Source organism: Propioniciclava coleopterorum, assembly GCF_011393335.1.
Lineage (GTDB): Bacteria > Actinomycetota > Actinomycetes > Propionibacteriales > Propionibacteriaceae > Propioniciclava > Propioniciclava coleopterorum.
The window spans coordinates 3,185,790-3,206,884 of record NZ_CP049865.1; the positions used below are offsets into that span (position 1 = coordinate 3,185,790).

Annotated in this window: 24 protein-coding genes, 2 tRNA genes and 1 pseudogene; 16 read left to right on the plus strand and 11 right to left on the minus strand. The window is 72.9% G+C overall.

What is annotated here, in order from left to right; all coding sequences use genetic code 11:
* Nucleotides 1-2 precede the first annotated feature (2 nt).
* On the minus strand, nt 3-1,076 hold the full coding sequence (locus G7070_RS15085; protein WP_166234421.1) for a 3-isopropylmalate dehydrogenase: 1,074 nt from the start codon (nt 1,074-1,076) through the stop codon (nt 3-5).
* Nucleotides 1,077-1,171: 95 nt separating this feature from the next.
* Here G7070_RS15085 and G7070_RS15090 point away from each other — a divergent pair, with 95 nt between their 5' ends.
* The 4 genes from G7070_RS15090 to G7070_RS15105 are packed head-to-tail and all read left to right on the plus strand — an operon-like array spanning nt 1,172 to nt 3,824.
* Nucleotides 1,172-2,257, plus strand: a complete 1,086-nt coding sequence (locus G7070_RS15090; RefSeq protein ID WP_166234422.1) for a branched-chain amino acid aminotransferase — start codon at nt 1,172-1,174, stop codon at nt 2,255-2,257.
* 9 nt (nt 2,258-2,266) lie between these two features.
* Nucleotides 2,267-2,656: a hypothetical protein gene (locus G7070_RS15095; protein ID WP_166234423.1), complete on the plus strand. Its 390-nt coding sequence runs from the start codon at nt 2,267-2,269 to the stop codon at nt 2,654-2,656.
* A 20-nt stretch (nt 2,657-2,676) separates the two neighbouring features.
* Nucleotides 2,677-2,838, plus strand: a complete 162-nt coding sequence (locus tag G7070_RS15100; protein ID WP_166234424.1) for a hypothetical protein — start codon at nt 2,677-2,679, stop codon at nt 2,836-2,838.
* Nucleotides 2,835-3,824, plus strand: coding sequence for an N-acetylmuramoyl-L-alanine amidase (locus G7070_RS15105; RefSeq protein ID WP_166234425.1), 990 nt, complete (start codon nt 2,835-2,837; stop codon nt 3,822-3,824). Before G7070_RS15100 ends, G7070_RS15105 begins: the two co-directional genes overlap by 4 nt.
* Here G7070_RS15105 and G7070_RS15110 read toward each other — a convergent pair.
* Entirely contained in the window at nt 3,738-4,877 is a 1,140-nt protein-coding gene (locus tag G7070_RS15110; RefSeq protein WP_166234426.1) for a serine/threonine-protein kinase, read from the minus strand. The genes G7070_RS15105 and G7070_RS15110 overlap by 87 nt on opposite strands.
* A gap of 76 nt (nt 4,878-4,953) precedes the next feature.
* Nucleotides 4,954-5,451: a thiol peroxidase gene (gene tpx / locus G7070_RS15115; protein ID WP_166234427.1), complete on the minus strand. Its 498-nt coding sequence runs from the start codon at nt 5,449-5,451 to the stop codon at nt 4,954-4,956.
* Nucleotides 5,452-5,632: 181 nt separating this feature from the next.
* Here tpx and cimA point away from each other — a divergent pair, with 181 nt between their 5' ends.
* From cimA to G7070_RS15150, 7 genes are all read left to right on the plus strand, one after another.
* Nucleotides 5,633-7,219 (plus strand): citramalate synthase, encoded by a 1,587-nt coding sequence (cimA, locus tag G7070_RS15120; protein WP_166234428.1) that lies wholly within the window; start codon nt 5,633-5,635, stop codon nt 7,217-7,219.
* Between the two features lie 73 nt (nt 7,220-7,292).
* Entirely contained in the window at nt 7,293-7,970 is a 678-nt protein-coding gene (locus G7070_RS15125; protein ID WP_166234429.1) for a DUF1707 SHOCT-like domain-containing protein, read from the plus strand.
* Between the two features lie 10 nt (nt 7,971-7,980).
* The gene (locus G7070_RS15130) at nt 7,981-8,544 is read left to right on the plus strand and encodes a DUF1707 domain-containing protein (RefSeq protein ID WP_166234430.1); all 564 of its coding nucleotides are present in this window, start codon (nt 7,981-7,983) and stop codon (nt 8,542-8,544) included.
* Between the two features lie 85 nt (nt 8,545-8,629).
* Nucleotides 8,630-9,445, plus strand: a complete 816-nt coding sequence (locus G7070_RS15135) for a fumarylacetoacetate hydrolase family protein (RefSeq protein WP_166234431.1) — start codon at nt 8,630-8,632, stop codon at nt 9,443-9,445.
* On the plus strand, nt 9,442-10,485 hold the full coding sequence (locus tag G7070_RS15140) for a CPBP family intramembrane glutamic endopeptidase (protein WP_166234432.1): 1,044 nt from the start codon (nt 9,442-9,444) through the stop codon (nt 10,483-10,485). The genes G7070_RS15135 and G7070_RS15140 overlap by 4 nt, the downstream gene beginning before the upstream one ends.
* A 124-nt stretch (nt 10,486-10,609) precedes the next feature.
* A tRNA-Gln gene (locus G7070_RS15145) sits at nt 10,610-10,681 on the plus strand.
* Nucleotides 10,682-10,751: 70 nt separating this feature from the next.
* Nucleotides 10,752-10,827 (plus strand) — tRNA-Glu (locus tag G7070_RS15150).
* A 56-nt stretch (nt 10,828-10,883) separates the two neighbouring features.
* On the opposite strand, the gene G7070_RS15155 is transcribed toward G7070_RS15150, so the two are convergent.
* From G7070_RS15155 to G7070_RS15170, 5 genes are all read right to left on the minus strand, one after another.
* Complete coding sequence (locus G7070_RS15155) at nt 10,884-11,048, minus strand: hypothetical protein (protein WP_166234433.1); 165 nt, start codon at nt 11,046-11,048, stop codon at nt 10,884-10,886.
* A 47-nt stretch (nt 11,049-11,095) separates the two neighbouring features.
* The gene (locus tag G7070_RS19015) at nt 11,096-11,761 is read right to left on the minus strand and encodes a substrate-binding domain-containing protein (RefSeq protein ID WP_348981468.1); all 666 of its coding nucleotides are present in this window, start codon (nt 11,759-11,761) and stop codon (nt 11,096-11,098) included.
* Nucleotides 11,665-12,087, minus strand: coding sequence for a LacI family DNA-binding transcriptional regulator (locus tag G7070_RS19020; protein ID WP_246227152.1), 423 nt, complete (start codon nt 12,085-12,087; stop codon nt 11,665-11,667). Before G7070_RS19020 ends, G7070_RS19015 begins: the two co-directional genes overlap by 97 nt.
* Nucleotides 12,088-12,204: 117 nt before the next feature.
* Nucleotides 12,205-12,327, minus strand: coding sequence for an ANTAR domain-containing protein (locus tag G7070_RS15165; protein WP_246227153.1), 123 nt, complete (start codon nt 12,325-12,327; stop codon nt 12,205-12,207).
* On the minus strand, nt 12,327-12,914 hold the full coding sequence (locus G7070_RS15170) for a GAF domain-containing protein (RefSeq protein WP_166234435.1): 588 nt from the start codon (nt 12,912-12,914) through the stop codon (nt 12,327-12,329). Before G7070_RS15170 ends, G7070_RS15165 begins: the two co-directional genes overlap by 1 nt.
* A 166-nt stretch (nt 12,915-13,080) precedes the next feature.
* Here G7070_RS15170 and ctaD point away from each other — a divergent pair, with 166 nt between their 5' ends.
* On the plus strand, nt 13,081-14,796 hold the full coding sequence (ctaD, locus tag G7070_RS15175; RefSeq protein ID WP_431977902.1) for an aa3-type cytochrome oxidase subunit I: 1,716 nt from the start codon (nt 13,081-13,083) through the stop codon (nt 14,794-14,796).
* 35 nt (nt 14,797-14,831) lie between these two features.
* On the opposite strand, the gene G7070_RS15180 is transcribed toward ctaD, so the two are convergent.
* Together G7070_RS15180 and G7070_RS15185 are read right to left on the minus strand one after the other, a co-directional pair.
* Nucleotides 14,832-15,617, minus strand: coding sequence for a sigma-70 family RNA polymerase sigma factor (locus G7070_RS15180; protein WP_166234436.1), 786 nt, complete (start codon nt 15,615-15,617; stop codon nt 14,832-14,834).
* 161 nt (nt 15,618-15,778) lie between these two features.
* Nucleotides 15,779-16,504: an IclR family transcriptional regulator gene (locus G7070_RS15185; RefSeq protein ID WP_166234437.1), complete on the minus strand. Its 726-nt coding sequence runs from the start codon at nt 16,502-16,504 to the stop codon at nt 15,779-15,781.
* 99 nt (nt 16,505-16,603) lie between these two features.
* Between G7070_RS15185 and leuC the strand changes: the two genes are divergently transcribed.
* Complete coding sequence (gene leuC / locus G7070_RS15190; protein WP_166234438.1) at nt 16,604-18,010, plus strand: 3-isopropylmalate dehydratase large subunit; 1,407 nt, start codon at nt 16,604-16,606, stop codon at nt 18,008-18,010.
* 3 nt (nt 18,011-18,013) lie between these two features.
* Nucleotides 18,014-18,619 (plus strand): 3-isopropylmalate dehydratase small subunit, encoded by a 606-nt coding sequence (leuD, locus tag G7070_RS15195; protein ID WP_166234439.1) that lies wholly within the window; start codon nt 18,014-18,016, stop codon nt 18,617-18,619.
* Nucleotides 18,620-18,707: 88 nt separating this feature from the next.
* Here the strand turns inward: leuD and G7070_RS15200 are convergent, their stop codons facing one another.
* Nucleotides 18,708-18,890 (minus strand): hypothetical protein, encoded by a 183-nt coding sequence (locus G7070_RS15200; RefSeq protein WP_166234440.1) that lies wholly within the window; start codon nt 18,888-18,890, stop codon nt 18,708-18,710.
* 65 nt (nt 18,891-18,955) lie between these two features.
* On the opposite strand from G7070_RS15200, the gene G7070_RS15205 reads away from it, so the two are divergent.
* Together G7070_RS15205 and G7070_RS20030 are read left to right on the plus strand one after the other, a co-directional pair.
* Entirely contained in the window at nt 18,956-20,080 is a 1,125-nt protein-coding gene (locus G7070_RS15205) for a D-alanine--D-alanine ligase family protein (protein ID WP_166234441.1), read from the plus strand.
* Nucleotides 20,080-21,034, plus strand: a pseudogene (locus G7070_RS20030) (thiamine-phosphate kinase). Before G7070_RS15205 ends, G7070_RS20030 begins: the two are co-directional and overlap by 1 nt.
* Nucleotides 21,035-21,095: the final 61 nt, after the last annotated feature.

The window sequence follows — 21,095 nt, forward strand, 5'->3', positions numbered from 1 at the left end:
CGTCAGCCGGCCACCCGGGCGGCGATCGCGTCGCCCACCTGGGAGGTGCTGCGGCGAGCGGCGCCGCGCTGCGCCACGTCGGCGTCCACGGCGGCCTCGATCGCGGCGGCCTGCTCGCGGCGTCCCAGGTGATCGAGCAGCAGCGCCATCGACGAGATGGTGGCGGTGGGGTCGGCGATGCCCTGGCCGGCGATGTCGGGGGCCGAGCCGTGCACCGGCTCGAACATCGACGGGAAGGCGCCCGAGGGGTTGAGGTTCGCCGAGGCGGCGAGCCCGATCCCGCCCGTGACGGCGGCCGCCAGGTCGGTGATGATATCGCCGAACAGATTGTCGGTGACGATGACGTCGAAGCGCTGCGGGTCGGTGACGAGCATGATCATCGTGGCGTCGACGTGCAGGTAGTCGGTGGTGACGTCGGGGTACTGCGCCGCGACCGCGGTGAAGATGCGGTTCCACAGCCCGCCCGCGTGGGTCAGCACGTTGTGCTTGTGCACGAGCGTCACCTTGCGGCGGCGCCGTTGCGCCCGCTCGAACGCGTCGCGCACCACTCGCTCGACGCCGCGGGCGGTGTTCACCGACACCTCGCTGGCGACCTCGGCCGCGGTGCCGGCGGCCAGCGAGCCGCCCACGCCCGCGTACAGGCCCTCGGTGCCTTCGCGCACGACCACGAAGTCGATCGGCCCGCGGTCGACGACGGCGTCGGACAGCGGCGTGGTGACGCCGGGATAGAGCTTGGACGGCCGCAGGTTCACGTAGTGGTCGAAGGCGAAGCGCAGCTTCAGCAGCAGGCCGCGCTCCAGCAGCCCCGAGGGGATCGCCTTGCTGCCCGGGGCGGCACCGACCGCGCCCAGCACGATCGCGTCCGCGGCGGCCAGTTCGGCCATGACCGAGTCGGGGAGCACCTCGCCCGTGCGCTGCCAGCGCTCGGCGCCCAGGTCGTAGTGCACGTAGTCGAAGGCCTGCGCCCCGGTCGCGGCGTCGAGGACCTTGAGTCCCTCGGCGACGACCTCGGGGCCGATCCCGTCGCCGCCGATGACGGCGATGGTGGGACGTGCGGAGGAAACGGCGTCGGTCATGCCCGAAGCCTAGCGTCCCGATGTCCAGAATGCGGTACCGAAATCTCATTCCTCGGATGTCCGGCGGCGCGGGTCCGACGCGATATCCTGACGCCATGCCCGTGACCTTCGACGTCCAGCCCAGCCCGTCCGCCCGCACCGACGCGGAGGTCGCGGAGATCCTCGCCGATCCCGGCTTCGGGCGCTTCTTCACCGATCACATGGTCTCCATCACCTGGACCAAGGGCCAGGGTTGGCACTCGCCGAAGGTCGTCCCGTACGGCCCGCTGTCGCTGGATCCGTCCGCCGCGGTCCTGCACTACGGGCAGGAGATCTTCGAGGGGATGAAGGCCTACCGCCACGAGGACGGCTCGGTGTGGCTGTTCCGGCCCGAGCGCAACGGCGAGCGCTTCCGCACGTCGGCGGCCCGCATGATGCTGCCGGACCTGCCGGTCGACCTCTTCGTCCAGGCGGTCCGCGAGCTCGTCACGATCGACGCGCGCTACGTCCCGGAGGCCGCGGGCGAGCACAGCCTCTACATCCGGCCGTTCATGATCGCCTCGGAGGCGTTCCTCGGGGTCCGCGCGGCGGAGGAGGTCACCTTCCTCGTCATCGCGTCGCCGGTCGGGCCGTACTTCGCCGAGGGCGTCAAGGGCGTGGACATCTGGGTCACGGACAAGTGGGCGCGCGCCGGCGTGGGCGGCACCGGCGCGGCGAAGTGCGGGGGCAACTACGCGGCGAGCCTGATCGCCCAGTACGAGGGCTACGAGCACGGCTGCACCCAGGTGATGTTCATCGAGGCGGCCGAGAAGGACCGCGTCGAGGAGTTGGGCGGCATGAACGTCTTCCTCATCAGCGCGGACGGCCAGTTGGTGACCCCGGCGCTGACCGGCACGATCCTGGACGGCATCACCCGGGATTCCATCCTCGCGGTCGGGGAGCAGTTGGGCCTCACCCCCGTCGAGCGCCGGCTCTCCGCGCAGGAGTTCCTCGACGGCATCGCCGAGGGCACCTTCGTCGAGGCGTTCTGCTGCGGCACCGCGGCGGTCATCAGCCCCATCTCCGGGTTCAAGTCCGAGCGGGGGGAGTGGCGCCTGAAGGGGCAGGACTTCGCGACCACGGTCCGCATCCGGGACGCCGTCCTCGACATCCAGTACGGCAGGACGCCGGATCGTTTCGATTGGCTGCAGCGGGTCGTCTAGATTGGAGCGGTGACTCAGTTCGAACCGGCACCGCAGCGCGGCAACCTCTGGCTCGGCGTGGCGATGGGCATCGCCGCCGGCCTGGTGATCGTGGTGCTCGCCTGGTTCGCGTTGGTCGACCCCACCACCGCCGAACCCGCGCCGTCCCCGACCCCGCAGGCCACGACGCCGCCCGCGACCACGCACTCGCCGACCCCGACGAGCACGCCCACCCCGACGCGCACGCCGACGGCCACGCCCACGCCGACCGCCACGGCCACCGACACCCCCACGAGCGCGCCGACGGCGCACCCGGGGATCGTCACCGAGCTGCCGAAGGGCTCGTGGGTGACGGTGCTGGATTCGCTGGGCCAGTCCGGCACCACCCCGAGCGCGCCCTGGAGCGCGCGGCGGAACTGAGCAAGCCGGGGCACACCGCCGTGCCGCTGGACACCAACGCGTTCGCCGGCCTCAACCGGGGCTACTACGCGATCGTGATCCCCGGCCAGAAGAGCCGCGACGAGTCCTACGCCGTGTGCGACGCCATCGGGACGCCCCGGGGCGACCACTGCTACCCGCGGGAGATCCAGGGTCCCCGGTGACGGTGGACCGGCGTCGGTTGCTGCTCGCGGGGGCGCTGCTCCCGTGGGCGGCCTGGGCCGCCCCCGCCGTCGCGGCCGCGCCCGCCGCGCCCGTCATCCGGCCGCGCTCCGAGTGGGCGGGCACCCTGGCCCCGGTGGGCCCGCTGCAGCCCGAGACGGACGTCCGGTTCCTCCTGGTGCACCACACCGAGACGCCGAACGGGGACACCCCGGAGAAGACCGTCGAGCGGCTGCGGGGCATCTACCGCTTCCACACCGGAGCCGACAAGGGGTGGCCGGACGTCGCGTACAACTTCTTCGTGGACCGGTTCGGGGTCGTCTGGGAGGGGCGCCAGGGCAGCCTGGAGCGCGCCGTCCGGGGCGACGCGACCGGGGGTTCGCAGGGGTTCGCCGAGTTGGCGTGCTTCGTGGGCGACCACACCGCCGAGCCGCCCACCGAGGAGGCGCTGACCGCGATGACCGGCCTGCTCGCGTGGCTGGCGGCGCGCAACGGCCTCGACCTGGCCGCGCCGGTCTCGTTCGTCTCGCGCGGCTCCAACCGCTGGCGCCGGGGAGCGGAGGTCGCGACCGAGCAGATCGCGGGGCACCGGGACATGTCGCGGACGGCGTGCCCGGGGGACGCCCTCTACCCGCTGATCACCTCGCGCCTCCTGCCCGGCGCCCGGCAGCTGCTGGCGGGGGCTCCGTCCCCCTCGCCGTCACCGACAGCCACGCCCTCGCCGGCGGCGTCCGGGAGCGCGCCCGCGCCGACGGTGGGACCTTCCCCGACACCGCCGCCGCTGGAGGGCATCAGCTGGGGCGGCGCCGCGCTGACCGCCCTGGGAGTGGCCGGGGTCGCGTTCTCGGCACGAGCGGGCCGGGGCGAGCCTCAGGCCGGGACGGGGAGGCGCGACGCGGGGTCAGACGATGAGCTGGAACAGGATGATGGCGGCGCCGACGCCGACGGTGATCAGCAGCCCGAGCAGGAACCCCCGCAGGGTGGCTGAGCTCGTCGTGGCGGGCGCGTAGGCCGCGGCCGGGGTCACCGGCTCCAGCCGCGCCGACGGCGCGCCGGGAACGTGCCTGCCCCCGGCGGGGTTCGGTTGCCACGCATCGGGCGCGGGGGCCGGGGTCGGCTCCGGCAGCGTGGGGATGACGCGGGTCGGTTCGGGCGCCGCCGGGGAGCGCGGCTCGTCGCGGAACAGCTCGAACCCCGGCGTCGGCGCCCACGGCGACGGCTGCTCGCGCGGCGGGATCACCTGGGTCGCTTCGGCGTCGGTCGTCCGTGGCGCACCAGGGGCCGCGGTGTCGCCCTCGGGTTCGGTCCGGTCGGGGCCGTCTCCCTCGTGCCCCTCGCGGGCGGGAACGGTCGGGATCGGGCCGGTGATGTCGAGGGCGGACATCGGCTGCGTCGCGTCCATGGGCGGCGCGGCGTCCGGCCGGACGGGGGCCGCATGCGCGCTCGGCAGCGGCACCGCGGGGGCGTCCGCCGGCGGGCCGGGCAGCGGAACGGTCGGCTCGACCACCGGGATCGGCGCCACGGGCGCGGACGCCGCGTCGGGGAACCGGACGCGCGCGGGCTCGGGCGACGGCTCGGGCAGCACGGTGCTCGGCGCCGGGCCGGAGGTCGCGCCGAAGTGATCGATCAGCGTGGGGAGCAGGGCGCGGCTCTTGACGGGCGGGACCAGGAACGTGAGCCGGGACGCCGAGCCGATGCTGAACCGCACCCACGGCTCACCGCCCAGCGACACGGTGCTGTAGGTGGCCGGCGTCGTGGGGGTCACCGAGACGCTGGCGTGGTGGTCGGCGCCGTGGGCGTCGCGCCACAGCAGGCCGGCCGCCTCGGGCTGCAGCACCAGGGCGCCGTAGTCGATGCGTTCGCCGGCGACCCCGACCGGGATGACGTAGGAGATGGCCTGCCGCTCGTCGACGACGCGCCCGAAGCGCGAGGCGCCCCCGGTGAGCACCTGCCGCGAGAGCGAGGCGAAGCGGTCGTCGAAGGGCGCGAGATCGAGCGCGGCCACGGCCGCGCGGCTGATCCGGTCGGCGAGATCCGGCATGGAAACAGCTCCCTTCGTCGGACCCAGCATAGTGACGCGCGGCGCACCCCCGGGCGGGGTGCGCCGCGCTCGAGGGTCAGGAGAGGGCGGCCACCGCGGCGTCGTAGTCGGGCTCCTGGGTGATCTCGGGAACCACCTCGGTGTAGACGACCTTGCCGTCGGCGTCGAGCACGATGACCGAGCGGGCGTTGAGGCCGGCCAGCGGGCCGTCCACCATCAGCGTGCCGTAGTCGCGCGAGAAGCTGGAGCGGAACGTCGAGCCGACCCGGACGTTCTCGATGCCCTCGGCGCCGCAGAACCGGCCCAGCGCGAACGGCAGGTCGGCCGAGGCGCAGACGACGGTGGTGTTCTCCAGCCCGGCGGCGATCTCGTTGAAGCGGCGCACGCTCATCGCGCACACGCCGGTGTCGACGCTGGGGAAGATGTTGAGCACGACGCGCTGCCCGGCCAGGTCGGCCAGCTTCACGTCGGACAGGTCGGCTCCGGTGAGCGTGAAGTCGGGAGCGCTCTGCCCGACTTCGGGCAGGTCTCCGACGGTGCGGACGGGGGTCCCCTTGAACTTGGTGTCAGCCATGCCTCGTTTCTAGCACGCGGACCCCAGCGGGTCGATGCCGCGGCGCGGGTGGGTGACCCTCCCCGTCACGGCTTCCCGCGCCACGACGTCTCGCCGGGCGAGATCGGAGGTCCGGAACGTGAGAAACGGCGATACTGCACCGGTTGGCCGGCGCCGTGCCGGCCCCAGCCGAGGAGGCCCGATGACCGCGCAGCCCGCCGCTCCGGACGTGTTCCACCTCTACGACACCACGCTCCGCGACGGTGCGCAGCAGGAGGGGCTCCGCCTCACCGTGAGCGACAAGCTGAAGATCGCCCGCGTCCTGGACGACCTGGGCGTCGGCTTCATCGAGGGCGGCTGGCCGGGCGCCAACCCCAGCGACACAGCCTTCTTCGCGGCGGCCGCCGCGGGCGAACTCGAGCTGCGGCACGCCAAGCTGACCGCCTTCGGCGCCACCCGCCGCGTGGGGGCCCGCGCGGCCGACGATCCGCTGACCCGCGCGCTGGTCGACGCGCAGACCGAGGTGATCTGCCTGGTCGCCAAGAGCCACGACGAGCACGTGTTCCGCGCGCTGAAGACCACCCTGGACGAGAACCTCGCCATGGTCGCCGACACCGTGCGCTTCCTCACCGGCGAGGGCCGTCGGGTCTTCGTCGACGTCGAGCACTTCTTCGACGGCTACCGCGCCAACCCGGCCTACGCGCTGGAGGTGGTCCGCGCCGCGGCCGAGGCGGGCGCCGAGGTCGTCGTCCTCTGCGACACCAACGGCGGCATGCTGCCGGCGTGGATGGGCGAGGTCGTGTCGGCCGCCTCGGACATCGGCGTCGACCTGGGCGTCCACTGCCACAACGACACCGGGTGCGCGGTGGCCAACACGCTGGCCGCGGTGGACGCCGGCGTCATGCACGTCCAGGGCACGATCAACGGCCACGGGGAGCGCACCGGCAACGCCGACCTGATCACCGTGGCGGCCAACCTCCGGCTCAAGTACGGCTGGCCGGTGCTCAGCGACGAGCACCTGGCCCGCGCCACGTCGGTCAGCCACGCCGTCGCCGCGATCACCCACGTCGCCCCCAACGCCCGGCAGCCCTACGTCGGGCAGTCCGCCTTCGCGCACAAGGCCGGCCTGCACGCGTCCGCGATCAAGGTGGACGCCAACCTGTACCAGCACACCGACCCGCGCCTGGTCGGCAACGACATGCGCATGCTGGTCTCGGACATGGCCGGCCGGGCCAACATCCAGCTCAAGGGCGACGAGCTGGGCTTCGACCTGTCCGACCGCGACCTGGCGGCGCGGATCACCGACGTGGTGAAGCAGCGCGAGATGGACGGCTACTCCTACGAGTCCGCCGACGCCTCGTTCGAGCTGCTGCTGCGCGAGCAGACCGACGCCCTGGACCCCGCGTTCGAGGTGCAGCGCTGGCGTGTCCTGACCTCCGACGAGGTGAGCGAGGAGGGCGACTCCGAGGCCACCGTGAAGGTGCGCGTCGGGGACGCCGTCGTGTCGCGCGTCGGCGAGGGGTTCGGGCCGCTGAACGCCCTGGACCACGCCCTGCGCTCGGCGCTGGAGACCGAGCACCCCGACGTCGAGACCTTCGAGCTGACCGACTACCGGGTCCGGATCCTGGAGACCGGGCACGGCACGGACGCGATCGTCCGCGTCCTCATCGACACCACCGACGGGGAGCGCAGCTGGACGACCGTGGGCGTGGGCACCAACGTCGTCGAGGCGTCCTGGGAGGCCCTGCACGACGCCTACCTGTGGGGGCTGCACACCCGCGCCGCGTGAGTCCGCGAAACCCGCCCGGACGCCGACGCGGGACCGCGCGGTGCCCGGCGGACGGCTGGGTAGGCTGGTGGACATGATGGACGCACCCGATGGCGACTTGAGGATCGGCCACGCCGAGCGCGACGCCGCCGTCGAACAGCTGCGCGAGGCGGCCGCCGAGGGGCGGCTGACCCTCGACGAGCTCGACGCGCGGATCGAGACCGCGCTCCAGTCCCGCACCCGCGCCGAACTGCGCGCGCTGCTGGCCGACCTGCTGCCCGGCCAGCAGCTCGAGGCCGCCATCAACCCCACCGCCCTGACTGCGCAGCACGCCGAGCCGGGGTGGAGTTGGCAGGACCCCCTGGTGCTCACCGCCAAGTGGGACGACGTCTTCCGCGGCGGCCCCTGGCAGGTGCCGCCCTTCCTGGAGCTGAACCCCGTGGCCGGCAGCGTCAAGCTGGACTTCAGCGACGCCCGGCTCTCCACGCGCGTGATCGACGTGAGCGTGGTGGGGGCGCCGGCGACACGATCCTCATCGTGCCGGGCGGCTGGGGCGTGGAGATGTCCCGCATCGAGAAGGGCCTGGGGTCGGTCAAGTCGACCGTCGACCCGCGCCCGACCGGGACGCTGCCCCAGCTCATGGTGCGGGGACGCACCTCGCTGGGCAGCATCCGCGCCCGGCACCCCAACTGGTGGGACACCAAGCGGCGGGAGCGCTGGCTGGCCCGAGGCGGCGGGGTCGTCGCCAAGAACTGAGGGGCGGCTTGGCTAGGATCGCGGCCATGGAGACCCACGAGCCCGCGCTCCCGGACGGCCACCTGCGCGTCACCCCCGCCCAGCGCGAGCACGCGCTCGCCCGGCTGCGGGAGGCCGCCGCCGACCAGCGCATCCGGTTCGAGGAGCTGGAGGCGCGGACCGCGTCCGTCCTGGAGGCGGTGACGCGCGACGACCTCGCCGCGCCCCTGTACGACCTCGTCCCCACCGCCGATCTCCCGGGAGCGACCGGCGAGGTCGCCCTGGGGGACGGGCCCGGCCTGACGTGGGAACGGCCCCTGGTGCTGCGCGCCGAGCACTGGTGGCGCACCGTCAAGATCGCCGGGGCCTGGGAGGTGCCGCCCTTCCTGGAGGTCAACGCCAGCCGCGGTCCGATCCTGCTCGACTTCCAGCGCGCGGTGGCGCTGGCGCCCGTCATCGACGTGGTCGTCAACGCGAGCTGGCTCGGCTCGGTCACGATCGTGGTGCCCCGGGGCTGGGGCGTGGACGCCACCCAGGCGACGGGGGCCAGTACTCCCAGGTCACCAGCGAGGTCGACACCCGCCCGCACCCCGGCAACCCCCGCCTGGTGATCCGCGGACACCTCGGGGGCGGCATCACCGCGCGCTACCCGGGCGCGCGCGACCTGAGGCGGGCCGAGTCGGTAGCCTGAGGTGCATGCGCATCGCTCGATTCGTCCACGACGACACCATCGGGTTCGGCACCGTCGAACTCCCCGACGACGCGGGGGAGCACCCCGACACGATCCAGGTCCTCAACGGGGATCCGCTGGTCGGGCCGGTCCAGTACACCGGCGAGCGGCTCCACCTGGACGACGTGAGGCTCGTCGCGCCGGTGATCCCGCGCAGCAAGGTCGTGGCGATCGGGCGGAACTACGCGGCTCACGCCGCCGAGTTCGACAACGACGTGCCCGAGGTGCCGATGGCGTTCTTCAAGCCCAACACCTCGGTGATCGGCCCCGGCGAGCCCATCGTCTACCCGCGTCAGACCACCGCCGTCGACCACGAGGCCGAGCTGGCCGTCGTCATCGGCCGGATCTGCAAGGACGTCCCCGCCGAGCGTGCCGCCGAGGTGATCTTCGGGTACACCTGCGCCAACGACGTCAGCGCGCGGGACCTCCAGAAGTCCGACGGCCAATGGGCCCGCGCGAAGGGGTTCGACACGTTCTGCCCGCTCGGCCCGTGGATCACCACCCACCTCAGCATCGAGGAGGCGTCCAACCTCGGGATCCGCGCGACCGTCACCCGCGACGGGGACGTGATCGAGCGGCAGGACTCCACCACCGCGAACATGGTGCACGGGATCGCGGACCTGGTGGCCTTCGTGTCCGCCTTCACCACGCTCCTGCCCGGCGACGTCATCCTGACCGGCACCCCCGAGGGCGTCGGACGCCTCGAGCCCGGCGACGTGGTCACGGTCGAGGTCGACGGGCTGGGCGCGCTGTCCAACCCCGTCGTGGCCGCGGAGGCATGAGCCCCAGGGACCGGCGCGCCCGGTCGGGCAACCCGGCGGTGGCCGCGCAGGCGGGTCGGCGTCCCACGCCGCGGACGCCTTCGGGCCCCTCGCGGCCGGGGTTCCGAGGGCCCTTCGCGCCCCTGCTGGACGCCTTCGCGACCGAACGCATCCCGAGCGGCGTGGACTACCCCCACGCGCTGCGCACCACGACGGCGAACCCCTTCACCTCGATGGTGGGCGTCACGTTGGGCCTGCTGTCGTTCATGGTCATCACGCCACTCCTCATGCGCGGGCTCGGCGGGCTGTACTGGCTGGCGATCGGCTCGCCGGGGGACTTCGACGCCACCTTCCGGGCGCTCACGAGCTACGAACTCCCGTTCGGGCTCGTCGTGGGCCACCTCGGGCTCGCCACGCTGATCCCCCTGTCCATGGCGCTGGTGCTGTTCATCCACCGCGTCCGGCCGGGGATCCTCGGATCGGTGCTCGTGGGCCTCCGGTGGGGCTGGCTGGGCGCCTGCCTGCTCGTCGCCTTCGCGTCGCTGTGGCTGGTGCTGGTCGTGCAGAACCTCACCCAACCGGGCGGGCCGTCCTTCGCGCTGAACCCCCAACCGGGCGCGGTGTGGTTCATCGTCATCATGCTGCTCACCACGCCGCTGCAGGCCGCCGCGGAGGAGTACTTCTTCCGCGGGTACCTCATGCAGTCGCTGGGGTCCATGGTGGCCTCGCCCTGGTTCGGCATCCTCACCTCCGCGGCGGTGTTCACCGCCTTCCACGGCTCGCTGGATCCGGCCCTGGTGCTCGACCGGTTCGCGTTCGGCGTCCTGGCGGGATGGCTGGTCGTCCGCACGGGTGGCCTGGAGGCCGGAATCGCCGCGCACGTCGCCAACAACGTCACCTCGTTCGGGCTGGCGGCGCTGACCGCGTCGGTGGCGCAGGTGAAGGCGATCAGCGAGGTGACCTGGATCGTGGCCGCGTGGGACGTCGGACGGTTCGCGCTGTTCACCGTCCTGATCGTGCTGCTGGCCCGCCGGTGGAAGCCGGCCACCGAAACCGCGTGAGGCGCGCCGCGCGGGCCACCGGTTGCCTCGGTTTTGAGCCCGGGCCCCGGTTGCAGTAAGGTCTTACCTCGCTGGCTCAGCCTGGCCGGCGCCGCTCGATCCGTGAGGATCGGGAGGTGAATGAAGGGGTATGGGGTAATTGGCAGCCCGCCGGATTCTGGTTCCGTCAGTCTAGGTTCGAGTCCTAGTACCCCTGCTGGGAGGCGATTTCGCCAGAGGCGCAAGGCTCTGGTAATGTCTCCCGGGCACCGAGAACGGTGCGAGCTGGCCCCGTTGTGTAGCGGCCTAGCACGCCGCCCTCTCAAGGCGGTAGCGCGGGTTCGAATCCCGTCGGGGCTACCAGCTGAACGGCCCCTCCCAAACCGGGAGGGGCCGTTCGTCGTTCTGCGGCGGGGGAGTCAGCGGGCCTGCGGGTCCAGGCGGCGGGCCCACGCGCGCAGCACCCGGGACGCCCCCGCGCGGAGCGGGCCCGCCTCCCAGCCGCCCTGGAGGGCGGGGGCCGTCGGCAGGGCCGACGTGGCGAGGTTGTGACCCAGGGTGGTGACATCGAGGACGTTGAACATGTGCGGTGCTTCCTTCGTGGTGGTGGTGGTGGTCGGGGCGGGTTCGGTCAGGCCCGCGGCGCGGGCGCGGTGGAGGCGCGGACGACGAGGCGGGTCGGCAGGATCACCCGGCGCGGCTCCAGGGCGGGGTCCAGCATGAGCCGGGCGACCCGGCGCCCCTTCTCCTCGATGGGCTGGTGCACGGTGGTCAGGCCGCGCCCGGCCGCCTCGGGGATGTCGTCGAATCCGGCCAGCGACACGTCGCGCCCGGCCGTGGCGCCCCGCTCGGCGAGGCCGTCCATCAGGCCCAGCGCCATCGTGTCGCTCAGCGCGACCACGGCCGTGGGGCGGTCGCGGACGTCCCACAGCGTCCCCACGGCGGCCCTGCCGGCGCTGTAGCTGTTCTCGGCGGTCGTGTGGACGCGCAGGGACGCGCCGCCCAGGCCGCGGCGCAGGCCGGCGAGGCGGTCGACGTTGTCGACGTAGTCCGGCGTGCCGGGGGCGTGGACGCCGCCGTTGAGCAGCACCGCGACGTCGCGATGCCCGAGCCGCGCGAGGTGCTCGCCGAGCTGGACGCCGGCCATCACGTCGTCGATGGCGACGTGATCGATGTCGGGGCGCGGATCCATGACGCTGATCACGACGGGGATCCCGCGGGCCAGAGCAGCCTCCACCGCCGGCGCGGTGCTTTGGAGGCACAGGCTCGTGAGGGCGTCGATCGAGGCGCGTTGCACCGCCTCCGCGGTCGGGGGAGCAGCAGGATGCCGACCTCGCCGTCGGTGAGTTCCTCCGCCAGCCCCCGCAGGAAGCCGATGGCGTACGGGTCGGAGAAGGCGTAGGAGTTGTGCTGGGTCATCAGCACGCCGATCGCCCCGGCGCGACCGCTGCGCAGCGCGCGCCCGGCCGGGTCCGGCCCGTGGTAGCCCAGCTCGGCGGCCACGGCGAGGATCCGTTCGCGGACGTCGGCTGAGAGCTGATCGGGGCGGTTGTAGGCGTTGGAGACCGACGACGGGGACACGCCCGCCGCCAGGGCCACCGACTTCGCCGTGATCTTCGTCACACCGCCTCCTTCTGGATCGATTTACTAGAACGATACAGAAGGGTCGGCGGTCGGCCAAGACGAAGGCCACGGTTGCCGCGGGCGGGCGCGCCGACGCCCGAGCGCCGAGGCCGCCGATCAGGGGAGCCGGCCGGTCTCCGCCACCACGGCCGCGACGGCGCTGAGCTTGTGGTTGGTGCGTTGGGAGGCCGCGCGCAGCATGGCGAACGCCTCCTGCGGCGTCGCCCGGAACCGTTCCATCAGGATCCCCTGGGCCTGGCCGATGACGGTGCGGTTGACCAGGGCGGAGGACCGGCTCGCCAACTCGCGTCCGGCGGCGACGGCGATATCGACCAGCGTCGCCAGCGCGCCGGCGGCCGCCAGGTCGTCGGGGAGAACCCGGCGGCGCGCGGCGCGTAGAGCGTCAGGACGCCGTGGCTGCGCGGCAGGGGCAGCGCCAGCGCCGCGCCGAGCCCGGCCTCCCGCGCCGAGCGGGCCCACCGTGGCCAGCGCGTCTCGGCGTCCAGGTCGGCGACGTGCTCGGCGACCCCGGTGCGCAGCGCGCTCAACCCCGGCCCCTCGTCGTGGCGGTCCTGCGCCTCCTCGGCGGCGTCGGCGTCCCCGCCGACCGCCACCTCGGCGACCCGGCGGTGATGCCGCACGAGCACGGCCGAGGCGGCATGGCAGGGCGGCACGAGGTCGCACACCGCCAGGACGCCCTGACGCAGGCGTTCCTCCTCGGTCGAGGCGGCCGCCAGCCGCAGCGCCCAGTCCGCGATCGCCTCCCAAGCTTCGGCCTCGCCGACTCCGCGCGCCTGCGCGGCGGCCGCCGGCTCGTGCTCGCTCATCGTGCCGCCCTCCGTGGTCGGGACTCCCTCTGGTTCCAGCATGCGCCCCGAACCGTGGAAGTCCAACGAATCTGCTTGTCGTAATCGGTTTGGGACCCGGTCGAGTGGGGTACCACCCCTGTGAGGTGAGTCCGCGACCGCTGTGCCGACGAAGGGGGAACACGGGATGAGCGTCATGGAGAGGGCCGCCACCGCCGAGCCGCGACCGGAAGCGGTGGTGAAGGCGCGCCGCGGCGCCTGGGCGATGAAGTTCCTGACGACCACCGATCACAAGCTGATCGGCGCCATGTACATGGCGACGGCCATGGCGTTCTTCGCGTTCGGTGGGCTGCTGGCGCTGGGGATGCGCGCGGAGCTGGCCTACCCCGGGCTGCAGTTCCTGGACTACGAGCGCTTCAACCAGTTCTTCACCATGCACGGCACGATCATGCTGCTGATGTTCGCCACCCCGATGTTCGCGGGGTTCGCCAACGCGATCATGCCGCTGCAGATCGGCTCGCCGGACGTCGCCTTCCCGCGGCTGAACGCGTTCAGCTACTGGCTCTACCTGTTGGGCGCGCTCGTCGCCTGCAGCGGATTCCTGACCCCGGACGGCGCTGCGAGCTTCGGGTGGTTCGCCTACACGCCCCTGTCGGACGCGATCAATACCCCCGGCGTCGGCGGCAACCTGTGGGTGGTCGGGATGTACCTCATGGGCCTGTCGAGCATCTTCGGCGCGGTCAACTTCGTCACGACCATCGTGACGCTGCGCGCGCCCGGGATGACGATGTTCCGGCTCCCGATCTTCTGCTGGAACGTGTTCGTCACCGCGATCATGGTGCTGATCTCGTTCCCCGTGCTCGGGGCCGCGCTGCTGGTCCTGGGCGCCCAGCGGATGCTCGGCGCACACGCGCTGGACGCCGCGACCGGCGGAGCGCTGCTGTGGCAGCACCTGTTCTGGTTCTTCGGCCATCCCGAGGTCTACGTCGTGGCCATCCCGTTCTTCGGCATCATCACCGAGATCCTGCCCGTCTTCAGCCGCAAGCCCATCTTCGGCTACGTCGGACTGGTGTTCGCGACGCTGGGGATCGGCAGCCTGTCCATGACGGTGTGGGCGCACCACATGTTCGTGACCGGCGCGGTCAACATGCCGTTCTTCTCGTTCATGACGTACATGATCGCCGTGCCGACCGGGGTGAAGTTCTTCAACTGGATCGGCACGATGTGGAACGGCTCGGTCCGGCTGCAATCGCCGATGCTGTGGTCCATCGGCTTCCTCACCACCTTCCTGTTCGGTGGGCTGACCGGCGTGATCCTGGGGTCGCCGCCGCTGGACTTCCAGGTGTCCGACACCTACTTCGTGGTGGCGCACTTCCACTACGTGCTCTTCGGGACGGTCGTGTTCGCCACGTTCGCGGGCTTCTACTTCTGGTGGCCGAAGTTCACCGGGCGCATGCTGAACGAGCGCCTCGCGATCCTGCACTTCTGGCTGACCTTCATCGGCTTCCACACCACGTTCCTCGTGCAGCACTGGCTGGGCGTCGAGGGGATGCAGCGCCGGATCGCGGACTACCTGCCGCAGGAGGGCTTCACCTTCCTCAACCAGGTCTCGACCGTGGGCGCGTTCATCCTCGGCATCGCCTTCCTGCCGTTCCTGTGGAACATCTGGATCTCGCGGGACGCGCCGCTGGTGGGCGTCGACGACCCGTGGGGCTGGGGCCGATCGCTGGAGTGGGCCACCTCCTGCCCGCCGCCGCGGCACAACTTCGCCGTCATCCCGGTCATCCGGTCCGAATCGCCGGCGTTCGACCTGCACTACCGGGGCTTGGGCGCGGTGCCCCACCGGGACGAGCAGGACGATCTGGCCGTCGGCGACGAGCCGGCCCACCCGGGCACCGGGTAGCGGTGCGCCGGTGGGCGTCGGGCGGGCGGAAGCGCTCAGCCCGCCCGACGCAGTGGAGCGTCGGGCTCGAGGCGTCCGCGCAGCGTCGCCAGGACGCGCCGCAGGAGGCGCGAGACCTGCATCTGGGAGACGCCGAGGCGCTCGGCGATCTCCTGCTGGCTGAGGCGATCCACGAAACGCCACCGCAGCAGGGCGCGGGCCTCGGGCGTCAGATCGGCGACCGCCGCCTCGAGCGCGAGGTGCTCCACCAGGGCGCCGATGGCGTCCTCGGGGTCGGGCGGATAGCCGGCAGGCGCGGGCCCGCGGGCCTCCAGTGAGTCGGGCTGGAAGCACGATTCGATCTTCAGCGCCTGGCTGACGGCCTCGACCGGGACGTCGAGGGCCGCCGCGATGGCGGCCGGCGAGGGCGTCGATCGGCGCGCCTGCTCCAGTTCGGCGCGCGCCCGGGCGATCTCGCCCCGCAGTTCGACCAGGCGGCGCGGTGGCCGGATGGCCCAGCACCCGTCGCGGAAGTGACGGCGCAGTTCGCCGAGGATCGTCGGGACCGCGAACGCCGAGAACAGGTGCTCCGCGTCCGGGTCGAACCGCACGAGCGCCAGCAGCAGGCCGTAGCGCGCAACCTGGATCAGGTCGTCGGCGTCCTCGCCGCTGAGCCGGTAGCGGTGGGCCAGGGCGTCGGAGAGTTCCAGGTTGAGGGCCACGGCGCGCTCGAGGATCCGGGCGCGGTCGGCGGGGAGCGTCGCGGTCGGGAGGCGTCTGAGCAGCGTCGCCGTGCGTGCGTCGCGTTGGGCGCGCTGCTCCTGGATCGTCGGGACCGCCATGATGCCGTGCCTCTTCGTCGAGCGGCACCTGGTCCGAACCGGCTTGGGGCCAGCCTGTCAGGCGAGCCGGGCCCAGACAAGCCCCGGATCGGCGGGTAACCCTGTGCGACCCACAGGGGCCCGGACGGATCGCTCCGCCCGGGCCCCTGCGTCGTGTGCGGTCAGGACTCGCCGCCGCTGCGGCGCAGCACCTCCGAGAGCCGCTCGGCCGCCGCCATCACCGACGGGGCGTGCAGGCGTCCGGGCTGGCGGGTGAGCCGCTCGATCGGGCCGGAGACGCTCACGGCGGCGATCACCTTGCCGGCGGGGGAGCGCACGGGGGCGGACACCGAGGCCACGCCGGCCTCGCGCTCGGCCACGGACTGCGCCCAGCCGCGGCGCCGGACCGTGGACAGCGCCACGGCGGAGAAGGTCGCGTTGGTGAGGCCGCGCTGGATGCGCTCGGGCTCCTCCCAGGCCAGCAGCACCTGGGCCGCCGACCCGGCGTTCATGGTGAGCTGCGTGCCGACGGGGATGGTGTCGCGCAGGCCGACGGGGCGCTCGGCGGCGGCCGCGCAGATGCGGAAGTCGCCCTGGCGGCGGAACAACTGGGCCGATTCCCCGGTAATGTCGCGCAGGCGGGCCAGCACGGGCCCGGCGGTCGCGAGCAGGCGGTCCTCGCCGGCGGCCGCGGCCAGCTCGGTGAGGCGGGGGCCGAGCACGAAGCGGCCCTGCAGATCCCGGCTCACGAGCCGGTGGTGCTCCAGCGCGACCGCGAGGCGGTGGGCGGTGGGCCGGGCGAGGCCGGTGGCGGTCACGAGGCCCGCCAGGGTGGTGGGGCCCTGCTCGAGGGCGGTGAGCACCTGGGCGGCCTTGTCGAGCACGCCGACGCCGGAAGAACTGTCCATACTCTGATATTGCCGTCTCGAATGTTGAACCGCAAGTTGTAGCATGGCGGGCGTCCCGCGGATCACCGATCCGGGCACATCGTGGAGAAGGGAACGTTCATGGGGAAGACCCTCGCCGACAAGGTCTGGGAGGACCACGTCGTCCGGAGCGCCGAGGGCGAGCCGGACCTGCTGTACATCGACCTGCACCTCGTGCACGAGGTGACCAGCCCCCAGGCGTTCGACGGCCTCCGCCTCGCGGGCCGCCCGGTGCGGCGTCCCGACCTCACGCTGGCGACCGAGGACCACAACACCCCGACCGAGAACATCCTGCTGCCGATCGCCGACCCGGTCTCGCGCCTGCAGGTCGACACGCTGCGCCGCAACGCCGCGGAGTTCGGCATCCGGATCCACAGCCTCGGCGACAAGGACCAGGGCGTCGTCCACATCATCGGCCCGCAGCTGGGCGTCACCCAGCCCGGCATGACCATCGTGTGCGGTGACTCCCACACCTCGACCCACGGCGCGTTCGGCGCGCTGGCGTTCGGCATCGGCACCTCCGAGGTGGAGCACGTGCTCGCCACCCAGACGCTGAACCAGGCGCCCGCGAAGCGGATGGCCGTCAACATCAACGGCGAACTGCCCGACGGGGTCACCCCCAAGGACGTCGTGCTCGCGCTGATCTCCAAGGTCGGCACCGGCGGCGGCCAGGGCTACATCGTGGAGTACCGGGGCACCACCATCGAGAACATGTCGATGGAGGGCCGCATGACGATCTGCAACATGAGCATCGAGTGGGGCGCCAAGGCCGGCATGGTCGCGCCCGACGAGACCACCTTCGCCTACCTCAAGGGCCGTCCGCACGCTCCCGAGGGCGCCGACTGGGACGCCGCCGTGGAGTACTGGCGCACCCTGCGCACCGACGACGACGCCCGCTTCGACGCGGAGGTCGACATCGACGCCGCGACCCTGACGCCGTTCGTCACGTGGGGCACCAACCCCGGCCAGGGCGTGGGGCTGGGCGACGCCGTCCCGTCGCCGGACGATTTCTCCGACCCGGTCGCCAAGTCGGCCGCGGAGCGCGCCCTGGAGTACATGGCGCTGACGCCCGGGGTGAAGATGAAGGACATCGCCGTGGACACCGTCTTCCTCGGCTCCTGCACCAACGGCCGCATCGAGGACCTGCGCCTCGCCGCGGGCGTCATCGCCGGCCGCAAGGTCGCCGACGGCGTCCGCATGATGGTGGTGCCGGGTTCGGCCCGCGTGCGCCTGCAGGCGATGGAGGAGGGCCTGGACAAGGTGTTCCTCGACGCCGGCGCCGAGTGGCGCGAGGCCGGCTGCTCCATGTGCCTGGGCATGAACCCCGACCAGCTGAAGCCGGGGGAGCGCTCGGCATCCACGTCGAACCGCAACTTCGAGGGCCGGCAGGGCAAGGGCGGCCGCACCCACCTCGTCTCGCCCGCCGTCGCCGCCGCCACCGCGGTGCGCGGCACCCTGAGCTCGCCCGCCGACCTGGAGGAGAAGTAAGCCATGGACACGTTCACCTCGCACACCGGCGTCGGCGTCCCGCTGCGCCGCAGCAACGTCGACACCGACCAGATCATCCCGGCGGTCTACCTCAAGCGCGTGACCCGGTCCGGCTTCGAGGACGGCCTGTTCGCCGCCTGGCGCTCCGACCCGGACTTCGTGCTCAACAACGAGGCCTACACCGCCGGCACCGTGCTGGTGGCGGGCCCCGACTTCGGCACCGGCTCATCCCGCGAGCACGCGGTGTGGGCGCTGCAGAACTACGGCTTCAAGGTCGTGATCGGCTCGCGGTTCGGCGACATCTTCCGCGGCAACTCCGGCAAGGCCGGCCTGCTCGTGGCGGTCGTCGACCAGGACGTCGTCGAGGCGCTGTGGTCCCACCTGGAGGCGTCCCCGGGCGCCGAGATCTCCGTGTCGCTGGAGGACCGCACCATCACCGCGGGGGAGACCACCTACCCGTTCGCGATCGACGACTACACCCGGCACCGCCTGCTCAACGGCCTGGACGACATCGGCCTGACGCTGCAGCACGACGACGCCATCGCGGCGTACGAGGCCCGCCGCCCCGGCTTCAAGGTGGCCACCCTGCCCGCGAAGGTCGCCGGCTGATCGCCCGCCCTCCTCGACCGACGCCCCCGCCCGCACCCCGCGGCGGGGGCGTCGTCCGTCCGGCGGCCCGGACGAGGTGACCGTCGGGTCAGGGCAGGGTGACGCTGCGGCGTCCGGACGCCTCGCGCACGGCCAGCCGCTGGCCGACCCGCAGCGAGCGCAGTTCGGGGGCGAGGTCGGCCGCGGGGACGGTCACGCGCCGGCCGGCATCGTCGACGCACTCCCAGCCGCCCTCGACGAGGCGGACGACGGTGACGTGCGTGGCGGGCATGGCGTCAGCTTAGGCGCGCCGCCTCGCTAGGCTGTCCCCGACCCACTGCGCTTGGAGGAACACCCATGGATCAGTCCACCCGGACACGCGTCGCGATCATCTTCGGCGGCGTGAGCTCCGAGCACGACGTGAGCTGCCTCACCGCGGGCAGCGTCGCGCGCGCGATCGATCCGGAGCGCTTCGAGGTGGTCGGCATCGGCATCACCCCGTCCGGACGCTGGGTGCAGGTCGCCACCGCGGACCTGCTGGCGCTCGACGTCGCCGACAACGCCCTGCCGCGCCTGGACGAGACCCGCCCGGACGCCGTGCTGATCCGCGGCGACGGGAACGGCGGCGGCCGGATCGCGACGCTGGATGACGAGCGGCTCGCGGAGGCCCGCGACTTCGACGTGGCGTTCGCCCTGCTGCACGGGCCCTTCGGCGAGGACGGGACCATCCAGGGGCTGTTCGAGATGATGGGGATCCGCTACGTCGGGGCCGGGGTCGCGGCGTCCGCGATCGGCATGGACAAGGACCTCATGAAGCACGAGCTCCGGGCGGCCGGGCTCGCGGTCTGCCCGTGGGTGGCGCTGGACCGGCACACCTGGGCGGCCGACCGCGCCGGGCTGCTGCTGCGGATGGAGGCCGACCTGGCCTTCCCCGTCTACGTCAAGCCCGCCCGGGGCGGCTCGAGCATCGGCATCAGCCGCGCCGAGACTCCCGCGCACCTGCCCGCCGCGATCGAGGAGGCGCTGCGCTACGACGCCAAGGTCATCGTGGAGGAGGGCTTCGTGGGGGCGCGGGAGATCGAGGTGGCCGTGCTGGACGTCCTCGACGGCGCCCCGCGCACCTCGCTGGCCGGCGAGATCGTCGTCCGCACCGAGGACGCCTTCTACGACTACGCCGCCAAGTACCTTCCCGAGGGGCAGGTGGACCTCGTCGTCCCGGCCCCGATCAGCGACGCGCTGCTCGCGCGGGTCCAGAAGACCGGCGCCCGGACGTTCCGCGCCATGGGGGCCGAAGGCCTGTCCCGCGTGGACCTGTTCGTCACCCCCGACGAGGAGATCTACGTCAACGAGCTCAACACGATGCCGGGGTTCACGCACCTGTCGATGTACCCGATGCTGTGGGACGCCTCCGGGCTGCGCTATCCCGACCTGATCGCGGAGCTCATCGAACTGGCGCTCACCCGGCCGATGGGGCTGCGCTGATGGCGGTCCGCACGCTGGGTGAGGTCGGGGAGTTCGGCCTCATCGAGGAACTGACGGCGGGCCTCGTCATGCCGGACGCCGTGAGCGTCGGGCCCGGCGACGACTGCGCCGTCTTCGCTCCGACAGGCCAGGTCGTGGTCAGCACCGACGCCATGATCGAGGACGTCCACTTCAAGCGCGTCTGGTCGGGCCCCGGCGACGTGGGCCGCAAGGCCGTCGCGGCCGCGGTCGCCGACGTCGAGGCGATGGGCGCGCGTCCGCTCGGCGTCGTCGTCGCCCTCGCCGCCCCGCGAGCACGTCGGAGGAGTGGGCGCTGGAGTTCGGCCGCGGCGTCCGCGCCGAGTGCGAGCGCGCCGGTGCCGCCCTGCTCGGCGGGGACATCACCGGCGGCGGCCGGATCGCGATCACCGTGACGGCGTTCGGGACCTGGAGGGACGCGCCCCCGTGCTGCGCTCCGGCGCCCGGGCCGGCGACGTCGTCGCCTACATCGGACGCCTCGGCATGGCGGCCGCCGGGCTGGCGGTGCTGGCCCGGGGCTTCCGCTCGCCCGGCGCCGTGGTGCGCGCCCAGCGCGTCCCGGAGCCGCCCTACGGCCAGGGCGTCGCCGCCCAGGAGGCGGGCGCGACCGCCATGATCGACTGCTCCGACGGACTGCTGGCCGACCTGGGACACATCGCGGACGCCTCGGGCGTGGCGATCGACCTGCGCGCGGACGCGTTCGACGTCGACGAGGCGCAGAAGACCGTGGCCGCCGCGATCGGCGGCGGAGACCCGCTCACCTACATCCTCACCGGCGGCGAGGACCACGCCCTGGTGGCCACCTTCGCCCCCGGCGCCGTGCCCCCGGGCTGGACCGTGGTCGGCGAGGTCGCCGAGGGCGAGCCCGCCGTGACCGTCGACGGCGCCCCCTGGGACCTCGGCGAGGACGGGGCCCCTGGCTGGCGCCACTTCTAGCCTGAGCAGCCACGCGCCGCCGGCGATGCGTCTCCCGGTGCCACCGCCCGGAACGGCGTGG

Excerpts from the sequence above, each read along its gene's own strand:
- G7070_RS15085 (WP_166234421.1), bottom strand. The coding sequence starts at position 1,076 with ATGACCGACGCCGTTTCCTCCGCACGTCCCACCATCGCCGTCATCGGC.
- G7070_RS15090 (WP_166234422.1), top strand. The coding sequence starts at position 1,172 with ATGCCCGTGACCTTCGACGTCCAGCCCAGCCCGTCCGCCCGCACCGAC.
- G7070_RS15110 (WP_166234426.1), bottom strand. The coding sequence starts at position 4,877 with ATGCCGGATCTCGCCGACCGGATCAGCCGCGCGGCCGTGGCCGCGCTC.
- tpx (WP_166234427.1), bottom strand. The coding sequence starts at position 5,451 with ATGGCTGACACCAAGTTCAAGGGGACCCCCGTCCGCACCGTCGGAGAC.
- cimA (WP_166234428.1), top strand. The coding sequence starts at position 5,633 with ATGACCGCGCAGCCCGCCGCTCCGGACGTGTTCCACCTCTACGACACC.
- G7070_RS15125 (WP_166234429.1), top strand. The coding sequence starts at position 7,293 with ATGATGGACGCACCCGATGGCGACTTGAGGATCGGCCACGCCGAGCGC.
- G7070_RS15130 (WP_166234430.1), top strand. The coding sequence starts at position 7,981 with ATGGAGACCCACGAGCCCGCGCTCCCGGACGGCCACCTGCGCGTCACC.
- G7070_RS15135 (WP_166234431.1), top strand. The coding sequence starts at position 8,630 with ATGCGCATCGCTCGATTCGTCCACGACGACACCATCGGGTTCGGCACC.
- G7070_RS15140 (WP_166234432.1), top strand. The coding sequence starts at position 9,442 with ATGAGCCCCAGGGACCGGCGCGCCCGGTCGGGCAACCCGGCGGTGGCC.
- G7070_RS15155 (WP_166234433.1), bottom strand. The coding sequence starts at position 11,048 with ATGTTCAACGTCCTCGATGTCACCACCCTGGGTCACAACCTCGCCACG.
- G7070_RS15165 (WP_246227153.1), bottom strand. The coding sequence starts at position 12,327 with ATGGAACGGTTCCGGGCGACGCCGCAGGAGGCGTTCGCCATGCTGCGC.
- G7070_RS15170 (WP_166234435.1), bottom strand. The coding sequence starts at position 12,914 with ATGAGCGAGCACGAGCCGGCGGCCGCCGCGCAGGCGCGCGGAGTCGGC.
- ctaD (WP_431977902.1), top strand. The coding sequence starts at position 13,081 with ATGAGCGTCATGGAGAGGGCCGCCACCGCCGAGCCGCGACCGGAAGCG.
- G7070_RS15180 (WP_166234436.1), bottom strand. The coding sequence starts at position 15,617 with ATGGCGGTCCCGACGATCCAGGAGCAGCGCGCCCAACGCGACGCACGC.
- G7070_RS15185 (WP_166234437.1), bottom strand. The coding sequence starts at position 16,504 with ATGGACAGTTCTTCCGGCGTCGGCGTGCTCGACAAGGCCGCCCAGGTG.
- leuC (WP_166234438.1), top strand. The coding sequence starts at position 16,604 with ATGGGGAAGACCCTCGCCGACAAGGTCTGGGAGGACCACGTCGTCCGG.
- leuD (WP_166234439.1), top strand. The coding sequence starts at position 18,014 with ATGGACACGTTCACCTCGCACACCGGCGTCGGCGTCCCGCTGCGCCGC.
- G7070_RS15200 (WP_166234440.1), bottom strand. The coding sequence starts at position 18,890 with ATGCCCGCCACGCACGTCACCGTCGTCCGCCTCGTCGAGGGCGGCTGG.
- G7070_RS15205 (WP_166234441.1), top strand. The coding sequence starts at position 18,956 with ATGGATCAGTCCACCCGGACACGCGTCGCGATCATCTTCGGCGGCGTG.